Source organism: Pseudomonas marginalis, assembly GCF_900105325.1.
Classification (GTDB): Bacteria; Pseudomonadota; Gammaproteobacteria; order Pseudomonadales; family Pseudomonadaceae; genus Aquipseudomonas; species Aquipseudomonas marginalis.
The window spans coordinates 3,447,764-3,467,090 of record NZ_FNSU01000003.1; the positions used below are offsets into that span (position 1 = coordinate 3,447,764).

Genomic DNA, 19,327 nt, shown 5'->3' on the forward strand with positions numbered 1-19,327 from the left:
CCCCCCTCCAACACATTGTTGATGCGCTGGGCGTGCGCAATAGACTCAAGAACGATATCCAGCGACCTGGCCATAACCAGCTCTGGGTCCGTTTTCCAGAAATAGGCCAGGTCGTAGGCAACGGCTATCAGGCCGTCAAGGTCGCAGATGCCGGCGTCATGAAAAAACCCGCAATCTGCCAACTGAGGCTGTTGAGGTCAGACAGGTCCAGCTGGTTGACCGAGGACGACGGGATGCCCGCGCAAACGACGATGTACTTGGCCGCGATGTCCAGATCGATCGAGACGGCTTCATCCTTGTCGATTTTGTAGGGCAACGCCTTGATGGCCCTGGCTTCCTGCGGCGTCGGTCGGCGAATGGTCAGCTCGCTCAATTGCGCGCCGTGGGCCTCAATAGGCGCGGACAGCTTTACGACTTCGCTCATTGCCAACCTCCCTTGGTGCCATCCCATTGGATGTCGATGGTCCCGTCGTCACCCTTCGACACCGGCTCTCCGATGACGTAGGCGCCTGACAATACGTAAACGCCACCGTTCTTGAACTCGACGGTAATGGTCTGGTCCGTGGCGGTCGTGATTTGCTTGATGGGCAAGTCAGGGGAATGAACGATGGTGGCTTTCACATAGGCCACCAGATCCTCTTCCTTGAAAAAACCTGGCGCTACGGATTCGCGCTTAACGTCACTCAGCGGGCATTCCACACCACCCGTCGTTGTGAACTGGATACCGTCCGCCTTGATGTAGACGGTGCCGGCGACTTTCTGGCCCATGGCCTTACTCCTACAAAAAAGCCCGCACTTGGCGGGCCATGGTTAGTCGATCCGTCACGCGGCGTCTGCGGCGTACTGCAGGCGGAACTGATACTGCAGCGCGAAGATGCGCAGTTGGTTGATCAGGTCCGGCGGATACAGGACGTTGACCCGGTTGGGGTTGGTCGAAGATCGCGTGACGATCAGGTTTTGGGCGAAAGCGTCAGCGTTCTCGACAATGCCCAACTGCTCAAGCGCGTAATAACCCGCGATCATTTCGGCGCGGATCACCGAAGGGGTTACGATCGCCTGGCCAGCGCCAAAGCGGGTACCGTCGTCGGCGAGTTTGTGACGGCCATACTTGCTGGTCACCCGCGTTTTCAGGAAGTTGATGACATAGGCAGAGGTGTGCAACGTCTCACTGTCCAGGTACGAATCATCGTTCTGATCAAACGCATTGCGCTGATAAGTGGTGATTGCGCGTTCGATGCGTACTGCACCGCCACCGTAGTAAGCCGTTGCGACACCGTGCGTCAGCAGCGATTGCCGCTCAAGCAGCAAAAAGCGGCTGCCCGCCGGCGCTGGGTTAACACCAGTCAGTTCCCCGGTTTGCGTGGGTCGAGCCGGATCAGCGGAGATAAACACTGCCTGGCGCGCCGCGTAGCCCGCTGCCACCTTCCAAAATGGATCCGGCACAAGAGCCTCGAACCCATGAACCGTGACGTGCTGATCGTTACGCGCAGATCCGAACGCAACCAGAGAACCCAACGTGCCGCGTTTGGCGGCATACACATGGCCATAGATTTGCTTGGCCCAGCTCCAGCGGCCACTGGAATCGCCCATGAATTCCTTCCAGGCATCCAGCGAGGTCGTGTCCGACCAAGGCGCACAGATGAACTCGAAAGGCTCATCACCCAGACTCGCCTGAGCAACGGCCACATCAGGCGAACCAACGCCGCCAGTCATTGCAGCAAGCACAACCGTCAGCCCTGCCGGGGTAGTCTCGCCATTGTTGCGGCCCAGCCGATTGAGTTGCAGCGCAATGTCGTTGCCACTGTCACCGGACCACTTACAGGTCAGGGTAACAACACCTGCGACCGCTGCAGCAGTGACCGCCAGGCCGGCAGCATTGATGGCTGCCACCAAAGCAGCAGCTGCCACCGTGGGGCTGGCACCGGTCGCCACCGTGGCGCGTACACGGGTTCCGCCGATGTACAGGTTGATCACCCCACCGGCAGTGACAGCTCCCGTGATGGTGACCGTGCCAGCGGCCTTGGTGCCCAGTCCCTTAACGGGCAAGCACCAGACTTCGCCAGCGGGATCGCTGGAGCGCCAGGTTTCGTACATCTGTGCCAGCATCGAACCAACGCCACCGATGCTTTTGGCCAGCCCAAGGCTGGAGACCAAGGTCAACTGCCCGATCTCTTCGGCAGCCGAGTCATCGTTGACCTGGGCGACGATGAGTCGCGCCATGCTGGATGTCGCATTGTTCGCCTGGCTGTTATCCACTTCGGCGTAGAAAAGCGGCACCCGAATGTCACTGGGAATCGTGTTAAAGCTGACTTCACTCATTACTCAGCGCTCCCAGGTTCAGCCGCGACGACATCGACGGCAGGTTTGGTGGTGACCTTGGTTTTTTTCGGTGCCTGTTCGGTCGTAGCCTTGGTTTTCTTTGGTGCCTGTTCGGTGACGTCCTGGTCACTCAAGCGCCGCAACCAATAGGTGTTGCGGGGAACTGCACGGCCTTCGGGCGGCAAATAATCACCGGCCTCCGGATCCGGGGTCTTCCGGCCCTCAGCCGGGTACACAGTGATGCGGGACATGAGAAATCCTCTTACGGTTGGGGAAGTTCTACGGAAAACTGCGCGTCGATCCGGCCATCAGGGCCGGGCGCTTGTAGGTTGGGGTCAGAGGGCTCGATAAAATCGACATTGACATCCATGCCCTCAAACGCCGGGAGGCCGTCAAGTTTCCACTCCTCCCACGTTTCAGCAGGTTCGGATGCCCGATTTCGTCCCAGTTGAAACGCGGCCTCAAAGCTGAAGCGGTACACAACACGAGCGCGGTTGATGAAGATCAAACTTCCACCGCCGTACTCGATCGGGTCGTACTCGACACTGGGCTTCCAGCCCACCAGCGCTTTCCATAGGCTCGCACGCAAATCGTGCAGCAGATCTGCAGCCTCTTGGCCGCGCTCATCGGTGCTATCGAGCACCAGGATCACGTCAAACAGGTCGGTGATATCCTGGCGTATGGCGTTATCCACATCGTTGGCGGATGCGTCGTCACCGGCGGCGATCACGTAGGCCGAGGGATGACTCAGCTTTGCGCTACTGGCCACCGCATCCCAATCAATACCCGCCGATACCCTGGCGGAAAAGGCAGGACAGTACGCACGCAGCTGCGCGACGATCAGACTGATTTTCATCGTGTGTTCCAGCGTTAGAGGTGCCAACAAATACTGGCTGGGGTCAGCTCAGTGCAGCAGCGAACGCCGCAGAGAGAATGGCTTGCACTTCGGACTTGGAGTCCTGCAGTGCGTCGGCCATGTAGTTGTCGCGGGGCTTGATCCGCCATTCACCTGCAGCCCGCGCGGCAAGAGCAGCTGCACGTGCGCCGGCGGCGCGCCGGTTGGATTTACCCTTGCCTTTACCAGGTGCCAGCTTGCCGAGCCGTGAGCCTTTCTTCACCCCGTAGTGCAGGTAGGCCGGGTAGTACTCTTCCATCCTGCTGGTCTTATGAGGGGCAACCTTCACCAGGAAACCCGAGCGGGACACCTTGAAGGTGATCGACTCCAATGTCGCCCCGGTGCGGTTGATGGGGTATCCCTCCTCCCCGCGAGCCAGGGCAAGGTTCATCTGGGCCCTTTGCATCACCAACCGCCCGGCCTTACGCATCCCGGCACGAATTTTTCGCTTATCGAAAATATCGCGCGGCAGGTTGTTGTAACCCTCAATGTGCAAGTAGCCGTCTATAGAAGCCGAATTAGACATAGATGCCTCCGCCGGTTTTGACGATACCCAACTCTTCAACCTCCAATATCGTGAAGCGTCGTGCACCATTCATGTCGGCAACGCGGCGCACTCGATAAATAGAGTTACCGTGCACGACCTCATGTGCCTCGCTCATGCCCTTCAAGAAATAAAAGATGATCCGGTGGGTGACTTTCACGTCCGTTTGAACGCCGTTCGCATAAACTGCGGTTCCAACCGGCTCGATCTTTGCCCACCGATTTTTCTGATCGGTGAACACCGAATCTAGCCCCAGATCGTCGGCGGGTATATCAGACCGCAATCGCACCAGGATGCGACGGTCCAACTCGCCGGCACTCGGTTCGCGCATGGCCATATTCAGAACCTCGGAGGAACGGTGATATCCGCCACCAGGTGATCAAGGAATGTCGAGGGCAGTTCGGCCAGCGTCTGCGCAACCAGAAACACCTCCGGGTGTCGGTAGATCGTCGCAGCCGCCATCAACAGCCAGTTGCGCACGCCAGGATGCAGGTCAATATCAAGCTCTGCCTTGTACCTGATGCGCAGCCGCCCAGCAGGCCGAACTGCGGGGAAGTGCAGGAAGCTTTCCCGCTGATCCTGGCGCAGGTCAAACGGCCCGACCTGCTCCACCCAACTGCCACTGGACTGCTGGGCGAACACCGAAACAATCTCAGTCGCCTGGCCGACATCCAGCGCATGACCACCCTGCCGATCCGCTGGCCACTCCTCTTCGTAAACAGCGCCCCGGATCGCCGCGCCCGTTTTCGACTCGCATTGAGCCGTGACGCCAGGGATGATGATTTGCTCGATCAGCTCCGGCGCCATGTCCTCCGGCTCAACACGGCACTGGAACGCCACCTGGGCAAGCGTCAGGACCGGCTCACCGAAATACTCCACTCGACGAGCCATGACCTAGGGCTTCTCTTCGGTTTCTTCGGTTTCCTCTTCTTCCTGCTGTTCCGGCGGATTTTCCGGCGACTCCTGCTCTGGCGGTTCTTCTTCCGGCGGGCCTTCCTGTTGGTCTGTTGTCTGCTGAGCTGCTGGCTTTTGGGCGGCATTCTTCTTGCCGCCGGTTTTCTTACCAGTAGGTGGGGTGACCACCTTTTCGGCGGCAGTAGGCGGGGTGACCACCTTTTCAACCTCAGTTTTTTTCACATAAAGCCTTGCCCGGCCCGCCTCAATCAGAGCATCAGCAGCGACAGGATCAAACCCCGCGGTTTCCCCCACGGCGTAGCCACGCCAAGCCTTCTTGAAGGTGACGATTTTCATATCGGTCATAGTGTTGCCTGCTCAAGTAGTTGGCCCTGCCTGTTGGTAGGGCCAGGGGAATTACATACCGGCGCCCCAGGTGATGCCGGTACCCACGGAAATCGACTCGACGTGACGCGGACCGAAGTCGTGTTTACTGATCACGCGGATCAGTGTCTGGTCACGCTGGAAGGCGCTGACCGTGTTGCCGGCGGCGTCCTTGTAGGACGCCTCGGTACTGATCGCAATCGCCAGCGTGGTGTCTTCACCGATGTAGCAATCAGCGAAGTTCACGAAGTAGATCTCGGATTCATTACCGTTGGCGCCCAGGTTGACCGGTACCTGAGTGGTCAAGGCCACTGGATAACCCTTCAACATACCGCCGTCGATTTCCGGATAGGCTTTGTTGCCGTTGCCGTCGCGCAACGATTGCAGCCAGCGGATGGTGCGCGGCGCCATGATCCAGCCGCAACCGGCCAGGTCCACGTTGGCGGATTCCAGGCGCAGCATCATGCCACCCAGGTACAGGTCAACGATCGCCAGCGTTGCACCAGCAGGCGCCCCCATCACGTTCCCTGGTAGGGCCCAGTAGCGCAGACCTTTCGGAAGCGAGCCACCTCCAGCACTGCGGATGAAGTGAAGATCTTCCGACAAGCCCATGCTGACCGCCAGATCACTGCTGACCTGGGAGTCGATGCGCGGATTGACACCCGAATACGCCAACAGGTCATTGGAAATCGGCACAATCGCTGCGGCTTTCTTGGAGGAGAGTTTGAGGTCACCGAACTGCATTTCGGTGATCGAAATGTCCTCCTCGGTACCCAGGTAGGTCACCTGGGTGTTGCCCAATACACGAGGCATGGTCAGGTTGCCGTTGTTCAACGGCAGGCTGACTGCGCCCATCTTGCGCACCACGGACTTGGGCCGCAGCGATTCGATAACACTGGTGCTAAAATTCTCCGGCACCAGCACACCGCCAGAGCCAGGGGTCACAGTGGACAGCGCCATGTGTACATCAGCGCCGTAACCGCCCGTCTTGGCCATTTCAGCCGCGACCTGCTGATTGCCGCCGGCCTGGACCATCAGGCGCACCATTTGCGCCATGGCAACACCCGGCTTGGTGGGTTCGCTATGGGTACTGATGTGCGTCGGGGAGCCTTTATTGCCCTGGGCGCTTTCCTCGACGGGCACCGCACTTTCGGCCGCAATACGCTCTGCGGCTTCAGCACGCGTGAGCTTCGCGGTTAAATCCTTGATCTGGGTTTCCAGTTGAACAAACTGGGCCAGCTGTTCGACGGACAGATCACCGCCGTCCGATTCGATCTTGGCCAAAGCCTGGACCTGCTCATTCAGCTTGGCGCGTTCGCTACGCAATTGAAGTACAAGGGACATGGTGCCTCCTGGGCATAAAAAAACCCGCACAGGGCGGGCTTTGGTGACTGCCGCGAACGCGGTCAGATCAGTGTTTGAAGATTCAGTGCAGCGGCGCGAACCGCGACGCGGCCACCCTGGCGGTTTGCCCGGCTTACCGCGACAGAGTGGGAAAGATCATCGACGGCCTGCTGCGGGTTCTGCAGGCGATCGGCCAAGCCAGCGCTGATGCCGGCCTGACCTCGATACAACCCGGCTTCCATGGCAATCACCTGTTGAGCAGACAGCCCCCGGTACTCCGACACGGCATTGACGAACAGCTGGTAACTCTCTTGTACGACATCGTTGAGGTACTTAAGCGACTGATCACTTAGCGGCTCGTGAGGTGTGAGGTCATTTTTGTGTGCCCCGGCAAACACCGTGGTCACTTTGACGCCCATGCCCTCCTCCATCTTGGAGCGGTCCATGTGACTGGCGATAACCCCGATGGAGCCGACACCGCTGGTCTGGCTCACCACCAGTTCGCTACAGGCAGAGCCGAGTAGGTAACCGCCGCTGTAGGCCATGAAGTTCACAATGCCGGTGATGGGCTTCTGCTGGGACATCGCGCGGATATCTGCCGCCAGTTCGAACGCCCCTACGGCAGAACCACCGGGACTGTCGATGTCCAGCACAATCCGCTCGACCATTGGATCGGCAACCGCGTTGCGGATCTGGCTGCGCAGCTGTTCATAGCTGGTCATCGTCTCGCACATGCCGATATGGCTGCCACGACTGACCAACACGCCACTGACCGGAATCACCTCGATACCCGTGCGGGCGATCGCCGTTCGGCGCTCTTCTTCGCGCTGGGCGATGCGGTCCATACCGTCATCCGACCACAGGCCGGGAGCACCCTGGGCGCCGATGTTGACGATGTTCAAGCTCATCACCTGGTTGGCCCAGCGAACGCCCAGGTCCAACATATCAGGCATCACCAACAGCGGCTGATTGAACAGCAGGCTGGAGGCTCGAAGGTAATTTTTCATTGCGCCAGAATCCTCTCAATTTCAGCGTGCTGCATTTCGAGTTGCGCGCGCACAGCCGGGTTGGTCAAGTCGCCGCCGCTTTTACCTGCGTCAACCATATTCAGCGGCTGCATGTAGATGTCACCGCCAGGAACGGGCGGCATGTTTTCCAAGCGCCGGATGTCATTGGCACTCAGCCACCCCCACTGCCGTCCGATGGCATAGGCTTCGTACCGGCTCTTCTGATCACCCCGCAGCAACCCGGACAGGTTGAATTCGATGAAGTAGTTGCGCCGATCGGCAGACAACAGGAAGTCGCGCATCATCGACTGTTCATGGCGCTTGACCCACGGCAACAACGCGAACACAACGAACTGAATCATCAGCTGCTCAAGGGTGTTGTAGTTGGACTTCTCCAGGTCGTTGACCATCGGCAACGGGATCTTGTAGATCCTGGCGATATCGGTACCGGTGGTTTTGAGGATCCCAAGCACCTCGGCGTCGACGTTGTTCATGGAGACGGGTTTGAAGGTCATGCCCTCTTGCAGCAAGGCCACCTTCTTGGCGTTGTCCATGCCGCCGAACTTCTGCCCCCATTGATCAACGATCTTGTCGATGCTGCTCTGATCCTTGATGGGCGGTGCTTCACGCGGTCTTTCGATCACGCCAGATACCGTCACACCGTTGGCGAAGCTCTTACCCGTGTACTGCCTTACGGCCTGGGCCAGTCCTATTGATTCCGCATGAACCTCAATCGGCGAAAGCCCAACGTAGTGGTTGGTGCTGAACCACCGCACATGGTGAATCATGCGCATCGGCAGTGCTTCACCGCCGCCGATTCGGTAATACGGCAGCATGTCGCCGCCCTTGAGCACCTGCACCTTGTCGTTACACAGCGGCCACAGCGCCAGTACGTTGCCATCATCCCGACGGTCAATGAAGCTGTAACCGTTGCCCCGCAAGCCCGCAGCGCCCTGCATGCACTCCATGTATTCGTACGGCGTCTGAAAGCCATTGGGCTGGTATCGAAGAACGTCATACGCCGGATGGTTGATCGCCGCTTCTCGCTGGCCTTTGTCCAGCCGCTTGTACATCTCGCATGGCAACTGGCCCATGGTCTCAGCCAGCAGCGTGACGCAGTTTTGCAGGATCGGCAGACCCAGCGCCGTCTCCGGCGTGACCTTCACGCCAGTGCTGTTGCGTCCGCTCCCAATAAGGCCGCGCCAGAAACCACTACCTGTTTCCGTGAGATTGCCGCGACTTTCGCCGAGCACGCTTGAAAAGAACATGCTCAACCTCCTTTGGGTTTAGGTTTCAGTGCAGCAGCTGCACGATCCGCCAGCCGGGACCAGGCAATCAGCCCAACACCCGCTACAACACACGCAGCGGGCACATGCATCATCGCCACGCCACCGACCAGCAGACCGAAGCCCAGCAAGCCGGATAGCCAGGACAGGATGACCAATTTCATATACTGATCCCTTCGTCATAAATGGATGTACCGCTCGCACCGCCGGACTTGCTGCTGATGCCGGTGGCCATGATGGAGGCGACAATGCCGTCGATGCGGCCCGTCGCCTTGGCCTTGTCGGCTTTGCGATTGTTGGCCGGGTCGGAGACGATCACCGCGTTGCCGGCGTTCCAGGTCATCACCGGGTTGCCGTCATGCCGCAAGGTTTCGACTGTCTCGCTTTCGACGAGCTCCCACTCACTAGGATCGAGGTCAGTCACGCCCTCTTCCTCAGGGGCCAGGCCCAATAGGCGCCGTTCAAACTCATCAACAGCCGGGCCCATATCCTTGAATCCCTGGCCAAAACCCACCATCTCCGGCAGCGTGATGTCGTACTCGGACATCAGCTGCAGCAGGTCTTCGATCCGCCAACGGTCATACGCGATGCGCTCAACGCCAAAGTAGGCGGTGATCGTTACCAGGCGCCGCAACACATGCAGCTTGCTGATCGCCCGGCCTGGAGTGGTTTCAAGGTGTTTGGCCTTGACCCACATGGCATAAGGCACCTTGTCGCGATCCTCACGCCCTTGCAGGTCATCGTCTGGAATCCAGAAGTACGGCAACAACCGCCAGTGCGGATCGTGCGGTGCCGGCCAGAACAACAGAACGAATGCCGTCAAGTCCGTGGTGCTCGCTAAATCCAGTCCGCCAACGCACCGGCGGTTGCGCAACATGCGCATCGGCACGCGCTCTTCTGCCTGTTTCCAAACCGCCCAGGAAATCCACGGCGCATCGGCCTGGGTCCATTCGCAGAAGTTCAGGCGGCGCACTACCGACTCTTGAGCCGGCAACCCCCGCGCGGCCTTCACCTGCTCGCGCAGGTACTTGCGACCAGGGATGCCATCGGTCTGCCCCTCGGCGATGTGCTCGAGCGAGGGGTTAACCTTCGCCCAGCAACTCTCGTCCCTGAACGGATCGTCACCCTCATCGAGCGAACAGATGAAGGCGAAGAAGCTGTCGTCGTCCTCAATGCCGGCGCAGATCCGCACGCCTAAGTCGTGATACTGACCACAGACGGTTTTCTTGTCGGAGCCACTGTTGGTGATCATCACCACCATGGCCTTGCGCCGGTTCTTGGTACCGGCGCGCATCATGTTCACGGTGGCGGCGGTTTTGTGTTCGTGCACTTCATCCAGCAAGCCGATGTGGGGCCGTGGGCCTGACTTGCCTTCGTCGGCACTGATCGGCCTGAAGAACGAATTGGTATTGGGGTAGAACAGGTTCCAGACCTTTTCATCCCGGCCCGACTGCACCAGTCGTGAGCTGAGCTTTTTCGACATGTCGACCATCGACACGGCATCACGAAACAAGATCATCGCCTGGTCGCGCTTGGTCGCAGCGGCATAGATCTCGGCGCGCTGCTCACCATCAGATACCAGGCCATAAAGGCCGATCCCGGCCACCAGCGGGCTTTTGCCCGAGCCTTTACCGGTTTCGATGTAGCCCAGACGAAAGCGGCGGAACCCGTCCACGGTCATCCAGCCGAACAAACTGCCGATGACGAACGCTTGCCACGGGGCCAACAGGAAGGGCATGCCTTCGTAGTCGCCACCGTTGAGGCAAAGCACCTCTTCAAAAAAACCGATGGCTCGGTTGGCCTTGGCCAGATCCCAGATCAGGCCGCGAGACGGGCCGTGTTCCAGGTCAAGCAGATGCCGTTTACAGGCGTTGCGGACATCTGGGCCGGCGACTGTTTCACCGGACAACACCGCCAGGGCGAACGCGCTGATGCGATCATCAGTTGAAGTACTTGTCTGCAGCGTCTCGTTGGTCATTGGGGAATAGCTCACCTTGCGGCGCCGCCGACGTTTTCAGGTTACGTCGGGACACGGGCGACAGACCGAACTGCGCGCCAGCGGTGTTGGCGCGCTTTTCCGCGTCATTCGCAAGCTGGCGAAGTACGTGCATTTGCTGGGCGCCGGTTTTGAACGTCTGGATTTCACCGCCCAGGTCATCATCTGAGGCTTCGTTGCGCTTCATGATCAACCGCTGATAGCGGCGCCAATCAGCGGCAGCCTGGCAGTAGGTGGCCAGCGCCATGGCATCCAGCTGCGAAACGATGCCCAACGAAATCAGCGCAGGTACTATCTGCTCCCATTCAGCGATGGCCTCAGCAGACAGCACATCGGGCATGGGCGGTGCGCCGACCGGAACCGACGGCGCCGCGACTTCGGCCAGCAGGTCGCTGATATTTTCCCGACCACGATTTCCCTGCAGCAGTTTGAGCGCCGCTGGTTTTCCAGGGCGCCCCGAATTTCCGTTTCCGGCCATAAAAATAACCCCTACCTGTTGATACCCCCCCTCCCTCATTTATCCCGACGTTGCGCACGGAGGGGGGCGAGCGGTCTAGAACGAATCCCGGAAAAAGTTTTTCACCCCCCCTACCCTGGGGAGTGCCATTTTTTGGTGCGTTTTCGCCCCCTGGTCACCGGTTCCAGTGATGGCCGGGATCCACGGGGCGACCGTCAGGGTTGCAGCCTGGGACCGTGCCGGTCCGCTCCATCCGCTGCTTGGTCGAGTCGTGACAGAACTTGCAGAGGCTCGCCCAGTTCGCCGGGTTCCAGAACAGCTTCCATGCCGCCTTGAGCCGCACCGGATCACCACTGTCCTTGGCGTCCTTGAGCTTGGGCGCAATCTTGTGGTCGACGACTGTTGCCGCGACGGGCCGCTGATCAGTCGAACACATCGTGCAGTAGGGGTTCTCCCGCAGATGCCCATCGCGGGACTTCTGCCACTTGTACCCGTAACCGCGCTCCGTGCTACTGCCGCGACGTTCATTGTTCTGACTGGACATCGGCAGAAACCTCGCGCACGCCCAGCCGCTTGGCGGCCCAACGTTCATACAACCCAATGGCAACGTCTGCGCCCGCCATTGCTGTCAGACATCCAAGTGCGCCAGAGGTCCAGATCGACATGCCCGCCGCGTACAGCAGCATGATCGCTGACACCCCGCACACCACGCAGGCGCCGGACCGAAGGGCCAGCCGTCGAATCAGCGCCCAACCCCGCGCCCCTTCTTTGTCCGCGCGCCACATCTCGCCCGACACACCGCCCACCAGGGCCAGGACGATCACTAACCAGATCGGCATTTCTGCCAGCGCTTGCTGTTCGTTCGTCATTTCCCGGCCTCATAAACGCGAAAACCCGGCGCGAGGGCCGGGTTTGTGGTGAGGTCGCTGGTTGCGTACCTCTCTGAACATGACTGATTTATACCCCTCCAGTCCGGTGGCAGCAAGCGTTTAACGCTGCCATCCCGCAATCAACGGCCATCAACGGCAATCAGCGGACATATACAGGCAATCAACGGCCATCAACGGACATATAACGTAACTGGCTATGGCCCCGCAGGGCAGTGACCGACCTGCCCCACACAACTAAAGACAGGTGCGCCAATTGCAGCCCCCAAGAATCAAAGCGCTGACCTACCGTCCTACTATTTATTACCTTTTCCCCCGTATAGAGAGAGATTAATAAACGCTGCGCGTGACGCGCGCGTACGAGTGTGCACGCACTACGCGGGGAAATCCCGAAAAAGGTAGGACGGAAGGTCAAAGCCCCGATTGGCGCGGTCTGCGCCTGCTCCACCAGCAATAACACCAATAGGCCAGGCCGGCCAAACAGCATGATCACGCTGCGCGCTCCAGCAACATACCTGCGATCTCCAGATGGGCAGCATGCAAGCGCTCATAGTACTGCGTACGCCCGCATCCGCAATGCGCCCACTTCTGACGCTCTGCGCTCTCACGGTTTAGGTATTGCTCGTACACCACCTGCTCCAATTGCCAAGACAGATGCTTATTTACTATCACCTCAATGTCCGCACTCCATGGCAGCAGCATCCTCGAACCACCGCGTGTGCCACGAATAAGTTCTCCCTTGCAATCCATCAACTGGCCCAACATGGTGCTAGCAGATCCATTTGCACCTCCACAGCCATGCATATCGAGCGCCCACAACTTCAACATCTCATCCATTTCAGGGATCAAAATGCAGTCTCCTGCCTGGGCTCAACCGTCCCGCGCTTCCAATTGACCGGTTTCACATACTCATAACCACGCACGCCACCGTGGCCGCTAGTCTGGCGTCGACGCGGCCATTTCAACCGATGCATAATCTTACCGATCCGCATCTGCTCAGGTCTGCCCCAGTGGCTCGGGTCGATATTCAGCGCCTGCTGCAACAGGTGCGCGCCCGTCACTGTTTCGCCGATATGCTTGGCTGCCAAGTAGTGAACCACTGGTTCTTCCCACATATCTGCCTGGAAGCGCTTATCCTGCTCAGCCGCAAACAGCTCGTTTTCTTCACGCTCAGCCCACCAAATATCACCCGCGCGAAAACAGGCTACCGCCTCGGCCCAAAGTTGATCACGCTCGGCCCGCAGGCCATCCAGATCCACCTTCGTACAGGTCACCGGCCAATAACGGCGGTTACCCGTGTCATCCTTTAAGTACTCATCCTGGTTAGTAGTGCCGATAAATACACTCTGGCGCGGCACACTCAAATGCCGCCGCCCGTAGCTCTCTCGGTAATGGTCCGTAGCCGATGAAACGAATTGCTTGGCCTTCGTTGTATCGGACTTATTCAGCGCATCCAGCTCCGCCATCTCAATAATCCACTTACCCCGGATCGCCTGATACGCATCCTTACTGCTCATATCGAATGCCGTATCCATAAACCACTTCCCGGCAAGCACAGCTGCTGCCGTCGACTTACCCTCACCCTGCAACCCCTCCAGAATGAGCATCACATCCACCTTACAGCCAGGCCGGAACACCCGTGCCACGGCAGACAGCAACCAACGCTTCCCAACCTTGCGCGTGTACTCACTGTCCGCAACACCTAGCCGATCCTGTAGCCATCGCTCCAGTCGCGGTGCGCCATCCCACACCAATCCATCCAGATACTCGCGCACCGGATGAAAAGCATTGTCATGCGCAACCGAGTTCACCGCCTCAAACACATTCGGCGACTTCACAGACAACCCGTAAACCTCGGCAAGCCACATCATTACCTTGATATCGTCGATATCCTCCCAGTCACCTGCACTGCCACCAAACGGCGGAGTGCGCGCCTTAATGATTTTCGACGCGAACGAATCCCACGCAATCACCCCGCTCCAGCGCGAGTCATTACCCAGAATCAATCCGACGTTATAAGGGTGCGCCAGAATCCCGCCCTTAGCAGACCGCAGCAGCTTTTCATGCCATCCGGCATCAGTCGCCGGCCTCACCAGCGCCAACACCTGGCGGCGCACCGCATCTAAACCCTCAGCACAATGCAGGTCATTAAAATCCGTCCAACCAGCTTCACGGTCATTATCGAAAATCGGCAATACCACCTGGCCACCAACGACCACCGCCGCATTTTCCGCCTTCACCTTACCCGTGTTGAACGGCTTACCCTGCACCTGGGTTTTCCAATCATCATCGGCACAGAATAACAGCGGGCGACCGGGATAACGCACCCGTAACCCCTGCGCCACCGGCAACAGATTGCCAGCATCAAAGCACACCGCTACCGTCAGTGCGGTGGCCATATGCAGGCTCGCGCCGGTCGCGTACCCCTCGCACACAAGAATCACATCGCCAGGTTCAGGTTCAGGGCCGATCAAATGCACTGCCCCCTCTTTCTCCAAGCCCGCCGGCCAATAGGTCTTATTACGCCCCAGCTTGGGCTGCACTTCAGGGAACAACACCTGCAGGCCGATCACCTCCCAGGTTTTCACACTGCGCATTGGTACAAGGGCACAGCCCGATTTGAGCTTATAACGCAGGCCAAACCCGGCCACACGCTTCGCATCCAGATATGCGCAATGGCCCTTTACCTCCAAATGCTTCCACATGCCCGCAGCACGGCGCGCGGCAGTTCGATGCTTGCGCGCCCCGGCCTCAGCCGCTTTACGCTGGCCCTCCTCGGCCCGCGCCCGCATCACCGCACGATCCTCAGCGCTCAACCGGCCACCCTTGACCTTGATCTTCTGCCAACTTCCCTTTTCACCTTGGCGCCAGTCACCAAACGCACCGCAATACAGTGTCTTGCCGCCAGTCAGATGGTCATAGATCACATACCAACCAGTTTTTTCCGGAGCCTTGTCGCCGTCGCACTCGCAACGCGTTCGCTTACCAATCACCAGCGGGGTTTCTGGTTTAAGCCCGTAGTCCTGCAACTGGGCCAACACATCATCGAGCAATTCATGATTAGTCATGCCCGTACCCCGCGCAGGTCAGCCAACTCCTGGCAGTCAGTGCAGCGTGTACAGCCGCGATCAAGCAGCGCCAGCCGCCGAGCCTCAAGAATATCCTCCCCGCAGTCAACACACTCAAGAGCACATTGGCCTGGGTTGGCAGTAGGTCTCGCTGCCAGGGCCAGTGCAAGATTAAGGGCGATAACATTATCGGCAATATCTGCGTTGTCAGACATAGGCTAGATCCTCCGCATGCTTCTTGCGGAGCACCGCGCGCAACTTGAACACCGCCTGCACCATGCGCTCAGCCAGCAGTTCAAACTCAGCCAGCTCGTCATCGTCCAATCTGTCATCGGACAATGAGGTAGATACATGCGTGGCTAACTCCCCCTCACGAGAAAGCAACTCGCCAATGCCGGCCAATAGCGTCTGCGCCGTGTCGGTGTCGCTCAACTCGGAAACGTCGATCCCCACCCAACCGATGGGATGCAGTAACGCATCTACAATGCGCGGATCGCGCGTGGCATCCAGCACCAATTCAAGATCGCCAATGTTTGGCGTGTGACTGGTGTTGGTCAGGCTCAGCTTATGATTGAGCGTGGTGGCGTTGCCGCCGTCGATGGCGGCAATGGCTGTGGCACCGCCAGGATAATCGCGTGCGGCGTGGAGCAAAGCTTGCGGTAGAGTCAACAGCGAACGCCGTGCGCGCTCAATGGAATTGAACTGTTTACGGTTCATGGCAAAACTCCAAAAACTCTGCCAGTGACCGCCGCGTGCCTGTTTGATACAGTTGCGCCGTGGTCACTCACAGGTGGTCGCATGCAGCCGGGCGCTCTGTGGTAGAAACTCCGGCTGCACCCCAATGGCAAGGCACACGCTCCGCATGTACCTTGCCGTTACAGCCTGCAGACCGTGGTGGGTTAGCAGGCAACCCAAGGCATCCGTGCCTTGGCAGCGCGGTAAAGAGAGGCGGTTTGCATGTGGTTTGCCCGCCTACCTTTATCGCGACCCGACAGCACTGTGGTGGTGTGTGCCGGGAGGAACTGGGCGGCCTTTAGGTCGCCTTTTTTCTAAGCCGCTTGAGCTGAGGCATCCGCAACAACAGACGTATGTCCCTGCATTCGCAAATACTCCCAATCGATATCGGGACGTAACGATTCACAAGTCACTCGGCCAGTGGTCTGCCTATCAATAGCAATTGCGAGACCCGCATTGGATCGACGATTACCATAGGCAATTTGCTTAAGCTGTCCTGCCGATGTGCCACAGCAAGCGGCAAATGCTTCGAGCTGCGCCGCATCCAAACCCTTTAAGTAGTCGAGTAGAGTCATGTTCACCTCCAGAACAGCCCGAGATTAGCAAACGCTAATCCACCACGCAATAGCAGAGTGTAATTTACAAGCTGCTAACGGTAGATACATGATTTGCATATGGATATTTACGAAAAACGCTTAACCATCCTCAAGGCCCTCATTGGTGAAAACCAGCTGAAGGATTTTGCAGGAGCTCATACCGATGTTGACGCCTCCTATCTTTCGCAGATCCTTAACGGTCATCGGACGCTAGGGGATCGCGCTGCGATGAATCTTGCTAAAAAATTAGCTGTTCCGGCAGAACTCCTCACGACAGGCAATTACTCTGCAGCAGACCAGAACCGCATAACGGCAAAATGGCTAGCACTTGATCTCAAACCGCCAACACTTCCCCATCCCGCGTTTTTCAACGCGGCGATCAACGAAACCGCCCAACGTGCTGCCGAGGAAAGGGAGTGGTCCGCTAAGAACCGCCAGGCAGCACCGGTGCCCGTAGTAGGTAAAGCTATGCTGGGATCTGATGGTTACTTTGACGCCCTTGACTACCCAGCCGGACATGGTGATGGCTACATAGATATAGTCAGCTCCGACCCCGACGCCTATGGCCTCAAAATGGTGGGTAGCAGCATGCACCCACGCATCAAAAGCGGGGAGTTTGTTCTTATTGAACCAAATCATCGCTATCAGACCGGCGACGAGGTGCTCGTAAAAACAATGGATGGCAGGTCTATGGTCAAGGAGTTCATTTACCTCCGAGACGGACAATATAGATTCGACAGCATTAGCGACGGCTATCCTCCGATCTTTTTGGATGAGCATCTCGTCGAAAAAGTCCACTACGTAGCCGCAATCTTGAAGTCGTCAAAATACATCGACATTTAAATTTAGCATTTGCTATTGCATAAAAATTTAGCTGTTGCTAATTTTGCCTCACTCTCACACCACAGAGCGAGGCAATACCCATGCAAACCGCAACCTTGCACGTACTCCCAACGTGCCCAGAAAGCCGCGTTTTCGAGGTGCGCCGGCTAGCCGTAACCTACGGCTGCGCATTCGCCACCACCAAACGCAAAGCCACCACTAGCACCAAACCGGCACCGCTCGATCCCAACGATGGCGGGAGGGCTGCCTGATGACGTTGCCTATCCAATACGTCTTCGAGAGCCACGAAGTCCGCGCACTGATGGTCAACGGCGAACCTTGGTTCGTTGCAACTGACGTGCTCAGTGCTCTCCAGCTTGACCGTAAAGCACTCGAACGACTCGACGTCGATGAAAAGGGAGTGAATTCAATTCACACCCCTGGTGGCAACCAAGAAATGACGGTCATCAACGAACCGGGCCTGTACAGCTTGGTGCTTGGCAGCCGAAAAGCAGAAGCAAAACGCTTCAAACGCTGGGTAACCCATGACGTACTGCCCTCCCTACGTAAACATGGGGCCTATGTAATGCCCACCGCCAAGCCGGCCAACGACCCAACAGACGCGCCAATGGCGGCCCATGTCGAGGCCGACCAGATCGTCAGTGCTGGACGTGTGTTTCGCGCCCTATTCACCACCGCGCGCAGCCTGGGCATGGCCCGCCGCCTAGCCGCCACTCGTGCCAATCAGGCAGCCGAAAGAGCCACTGGGGTAGACCTGGCCGGCGAGCTGGGCGCATCCGACTGGCTGGAGGGCACAGACCTGCCAGCACCACATCGCAAACACTACGAGCTGCAGCAAAACCTTCGCGCACACCTTGTTGCCAACAACTGGCCGCAAGGCATCACCAATCAGCAGGTGATAGAGGCCATGAACCTATCCTTTGACAAGGGTACTCAAATGGCCGTGGGCCACTGCCTACAACTGCTCGGTTACAAGCGCACCCGTATGGGCAGCACATTGCACAACGCCCCACGCGCTTATGTCTACGTACTCAAAAAACTGGACTTGGCGCAGGAGACAGCAGCATGAGCAGACTATCTCTCAACGCCGCCGCCTATATTCGCCTCCAGGCTCAGGTGCACCTAAGCGGAACCTTCAATCACACCCTGCACACGCGTGATGATCGCCATTCCGTACCGGCCCAGGTCGAGATCGAGCAATGCACTGCTGGCATCACGGTAATGGTGCGCATCTGCGGAACGCGCAATACCTCAGTCACCCTCGATAAGCACCGCAAAAACAACGCCACGCGCGTAGCGAGCTTTATCGAAGGTATCGCCAATGGCCGCAGCCCTACCGGCGTGCCCGACGTAGATGAGCATGAGGCTGTCAGTGATATCGAAGCCACCCTACGTCTGGCAATCCGACGTGGGCGCGGCATTTACCATCTGATCGCTGACGAACTGGAGCCCTCGATCCAGATCCAGCGCAACCGTCACGGCGGCAGTACGGCCAAGATCGAGCTCGACAACGCCGGCTGCGTGCTCACCCTGCCCGCCGACAACCAGCGCGCCTACGCAATCTTGGCTGAAAACCTCAACCAGTTCCTGCAGGGCTACCGCAATAGCCTCGCATCCGCCGCGTGAGGTGCCGCCATGAGCCTCTCCCTCAAGCGCGTAGCCGAACGCCTAGGTCTGGGTCACCGCGAGCTGATGCAACGCATGCGCGACAAAGGTCTGCTGGATAAAAAAAATCTGCCAGCTAACCCAGCCGCAACCAAAGACTTCTTGGTCACCCGTGAGGGCCGCTGGTTTCACGAGAAGTACGGCATGCAATACCAGCGCACCACGCGCGTGACCGATATCGGCATCTCCTGGCTGGCCAAGCAAATTGGTATTGAGCGCCCAGCCCCACCCGCCGTGCCCGACCCGCGAGAAGTCGCGTAATGAGACAGCCCGAAGCATGGCCGCGCCAGTACGCCCGCCAGATCACGGCGATGCGAACCCGTGAGGAACGCATCGCCGCGCTGGCAGAAGTACCGGAGCACCTACGCGAGCTGGTGCGCACTCACGTCGAGATCGCCTGGAACCAC

Annotated in this window: 26 protein-coding genes; 4 read left to right on the forward strand and 22 right to left on the reverse strand. The window is 58.5% G+C overall.

Going from position 1 to position 19,327, the window contains the following annotated elements; all coding sequences use genetic code 11:
* Window positions 1-127: 127 nt before the first annotated feature.
* The 22 genes from BLW22_RS25210 to BLW22_RS25320 form a co-directional block, all read right to left on the reverse strand.
* Window positions 128-424: a phage tail assembly protein gene (locus BLW22_RS25210; protein ID WP_074847650.1), complete on the reverse strand. Its 297-nt coding sequence runs from the start codon at window positions 422-424 to the stop codon at window positions 128-130.
* Entirely contained in the window at window positions 421-768 is a 348-nt protein-coding gene (locus tag BLW22_RS25215) for a phage tail tube protein (protein WP_074847651.1), read from the reverse strand. The genes BLW22_RS25210 and BLW22_RS25215 overlap by 4 nt, the downstream gene beginning before the upstream one ends.
* A 54-nt stretch (window positions 769-822) precedes the next feature.
* The gene (locus BLW22_RS25220) at window positions 823-2,319 is read right to left on the reverse strand and encodes a phage tail sheath subtilisin-like domain-containing protein (RefSeq protein WP_074847652.1); all 1,497 of its coding nucleotides are present in this window, start codon (window positions 2,317-2,319) and stop codon (window positions 823-825) included.
* The gene (locus tag BLW22_RS36085) at window positions 2,319-2,570 is read right to left on the reverse strand and encodes a DUF2635 domain-containing protein (RefSeq protein WP_074847653.1); all 252 of its coding nucleotides are present in this window, start codon (window positions 2,568-2,570) and stop codon (window positions 2,319-2,321) included. Before BLW22_RS36085 ends, BLW22_RS25220 begins: the two co-directional genes overlap by 1 nt.
* Before the next feature lie 11 nt (window positions 2,571-2,581).
* A complete protein-coding gene (locus BLW22_RS25230; RefSeq protein ID WP_074847654.1) occupies window positions 2,582-3,175 on the reverse strand; it encodes a phage tail terminator protein in 594 nt (197 codons plus the stop codon).
* A 43-nt stretch (window positions 3,176-3,218) separates the two neighbouring features.
* The gene (locus BLW22_RS25235; protein ID WP_074847655.1) at window positions 3,219-3,740 is read right to left on the reverse strand and encodes a hypothetical protein; all 522 of its coding nucleotides are present in this window, start codon (window positions 3,738-3,740) and stop codon (window positions 3,219-3,221) included.
* A complete protein-coding gene (locus BLW22_RS25240) occupies window positions 3,733-4,095 on the reverse strand; it encodes a head-tail adaptor protein (RefSeq protein WP_074847656.1) in 363 nt (120 codons plus the stop codon). The genes BLW22_RS25235 and BLW22_RS25240 overlap by 8 nt, the downstream gene beginning before the upstream one ends.
* Window positions 4,096-4,097: 2 nt before the next feature.
* The gene (locus tag BLW22_RS25245) at window positions 4,098-4,649 is read right to left on the reverse strand and encodes a hypothetical protein (protein WP_074847657.1); all 552 of its coding nucleotides are present in this window, start codon (window positions 4,647-4,649) and stop codon (window positions 4,098-4,100) included.
* A gap of 3 nt (window positions 4,650-4,652) precedes the next feature.
* On the reverse strand, window positions 4,653-5,018 hold the full coding sequence (locus BLW22_RS25250) for a hypothetical protein (protein WP_074847658.1): 366 nt from the start codon (window positions 5,016-5,018) through the stop codon (window positions 4,653-4,655).
* Window positions 5,019-5,069: 51 nt separating this feature from the next.
* On the reverse strand, window positions 5,070-6,380 hold the full coding sequence (locus BLW22_RS25255) for a phage major capsid protein (RefSeq protein WP_074847659.1): 1,311 nt from the start codon (window positions 6,378-6,380) through the stop codon (window positions 5,070-5,072).
* A 62-nt stretch (window positions 6,381-6,442) separates the two neighbouring features.
* Window positions 6,443-7,387, reverse strand: coding sequence for a S49 family peptidase (locus tag BLW22_RS25260; protein ID WP_074847660.1), 945 nt, complete (start codon window positions 7,385-7,387; stop codon window positions 6,443-6,445).
* Entirely contained in the window at window positions 7,384-8,655 is a 1,272-nt protein-coding gene (locus BLW22_RS25265; protein ID WP_074847661.1) for a phage portal protein, read from the reverse strand. The genes BLW22_RS25260 and BLW22_RS25265 overlap by 4 nt, the downstream gene beginning before the upstream one ends.
* 2 nt (window positions 8,656-8,657) lie before the next feature.
* A complete protein-coding gene (locus tag BLW22_RS25270; RefSeq protein ID WP_074847662.1) occupies window positions 8,658-8,837 on the reverse strand; it encodes a hypothetical protein in 180 nt (59 codons plus the stop codon).
* Complete coding sequence (locus tag BLW22_RS25275; RefSeq protein ID WP_083381386.1) at window positions 8,834-10,651, reverse strand: terminase large subunit; 1,818 nt, start codon at window positions 10,649-10,651, stop codon at window positions 8,834-8,836. Before BLW22_RS25275 ends, BLW22_RS25270 begins: the two co-directional genes overlap by 4 nt.
* Window positions 10,614-11,147, reverse strand: a complete 534-nt coding sequence (locus BLW22_RS25280; RefSeq protein WP_074847663.1) for a phage terminase small subunit P27 family — start codon at window positions 11,145-11,147, stop codon at window positions 10,614-10,616. The genes BLW22_RS25275 and BLW22_RS25280 overlap by 38 nt, the downstream gene beginning before the upstream one ends.
* Window positions 11,148-11,301: 154 nt before the next feature.
* The gene (locus BLW22_RS25285; protein ID WP_074847664.1) at window positions 11,302-11,670 is read right to left on the reverse strand and encodes an HNH endonuclease; all 369 of its coding nucleotides are present in this window, start codon (window positions 11,668-11,670) and stop codon (window positions 11,302-11,304) included.
* Window positions 11,651-11,995, reverse strand: a complete 345-nt coding sequence (locus BLW22_RS25290) for a phage holin family protein (RefSeq protein WP_074847665.1) — start codon at window positions 11,993-11,995, stop codon at window positions 11,651-11,653. The genes BLW22_RS25285 and BLW22_RS25290 overlap by 20 nt, the downstream gene beginning before the upstream one ends.
* A 507-nt stretch (window positions 11,996-12,502) precedes the next feature.
* Window positions 12,503-12,862 (reverse strand): PA0613 family protein, encoded by a 360-nt coding sequence (locus BLW22_RS25300; protein ID WP_074847667.1) that lies wholly within the window; start codon window positions 12,860-12,862, stop codon window positions 12,503-12,505.
* Window positions 12,859-15,066, reverse strand: coding sequence for a virulence-associated E family protein (locus tag BLW22_RS25305; protein WP_074848248.1), 2,208 nt, complete (start codon window positions 15,064-15,066; stop codon window positions 12,859-12,861). The genes BLW22_RS25300 and BLW22_RS25305 overlap by 4 nt, the downstream gene beginning before the upstream one ends.
* A gap of 11 nt (window positions 15,067-15,077) precedes the next feature.
* Complete coding sequence (locus tag BLW22_RS36090; protein WP_074847668.1) at window positions 15,078-15,296, reverse strand: TraR/DksA C4-type zinc finger protein; 219 nt, start codon at window positions 15,294-15,296, stop codon at window positions 15,078-15,080.
* Window positions 15,289-15,798 (reverse strand): phage regulatory CII family protein, encoded by a 510-nt coding sequence (locus BLW22_RS25315; protein ID WP_074847669.1) that lies wholly within the window; start codon window positions 15,796-15,798, stop codon window positions 15,289-15,291. The genes BLW22_RS36090 and BLW22_RS25315 overlap by 8 nt, the downstream gene beginning before the upstream one ends.
* Before the next feature lie 332 nt (window positions 15,799-16,130).
* A complete protein-coding gene (locus BLW22_RS25320) occupies window positions 16,131-16,391 on the reverse strand; it encodes a transcriptional regulator (protein ID WP_074847670.1) in 261 nt (86 codons plus the stop codon).
* Window positions 16,392-16,490: 99 nt separating this feature from the next.
* Here BLW22_RS25320 and BLW22_RS34155 point away from each other — a divergent pair, with 99 nt between their 5' ends.
* The 4 genes from BLW22_RS34155 to BLW22_RS25340 all read left to right on the forward strand — a co-directional run bounded on the left by BLW22_RS34155 (window position 16,491) and on the right by BLW22_RS25340 (window position 19,181).
* Window positions 16,491-17,255, forward strand: a complete 765-nt coding sequence (locus tag BLW22_RS34155) for a S24 family peptidase (protein ID WP_235865607.1) — start codon at window positions 16,491-16,493, stop codon at window positions 17,253-17,255.
* Between the two features lie 250 nt (window positions 17,256-17,505).
* Window positions 17,506-18,324: a BRO-N domain-containing protein gene (locus BLW22_RS25330; RefSeq protein ID WP_074847671.1), complete on the forward strand. Its 819-nt coding sequence runs from the start codon at window positions 17,506-17,508 to the stop codon at window positions 18,322-18,324.
* Window positions 18,321-18,881: a hypothetical protein gene (locus tag BLW22_RS25335; protein WP_074847672.1), complete on the forward strand. Its 561-nt coding sequence runs from the start codon at window positions 18,321-18,323 to the stop codon at window positions 18,879-18,881. The genes BLW22_RS25330 and BLW22_RS25335 overlap by 4 nt, the downstream gene beginning before the upstream one ends.
* 9 nt (window positions 18,882-18,890) lie before the next feature.
* Entirely contained in the window at window positions 18,891-19,181 is a 291-nt protein-coding gene (locus BLW22_RS25340; RefSeq protein ID WP_074847673.1) for a phage antirepressor KilAC domain-containing protein, read from the forward strand.
* Window positions 19,182-19,327: the final 146 nt, after the last annotated feature.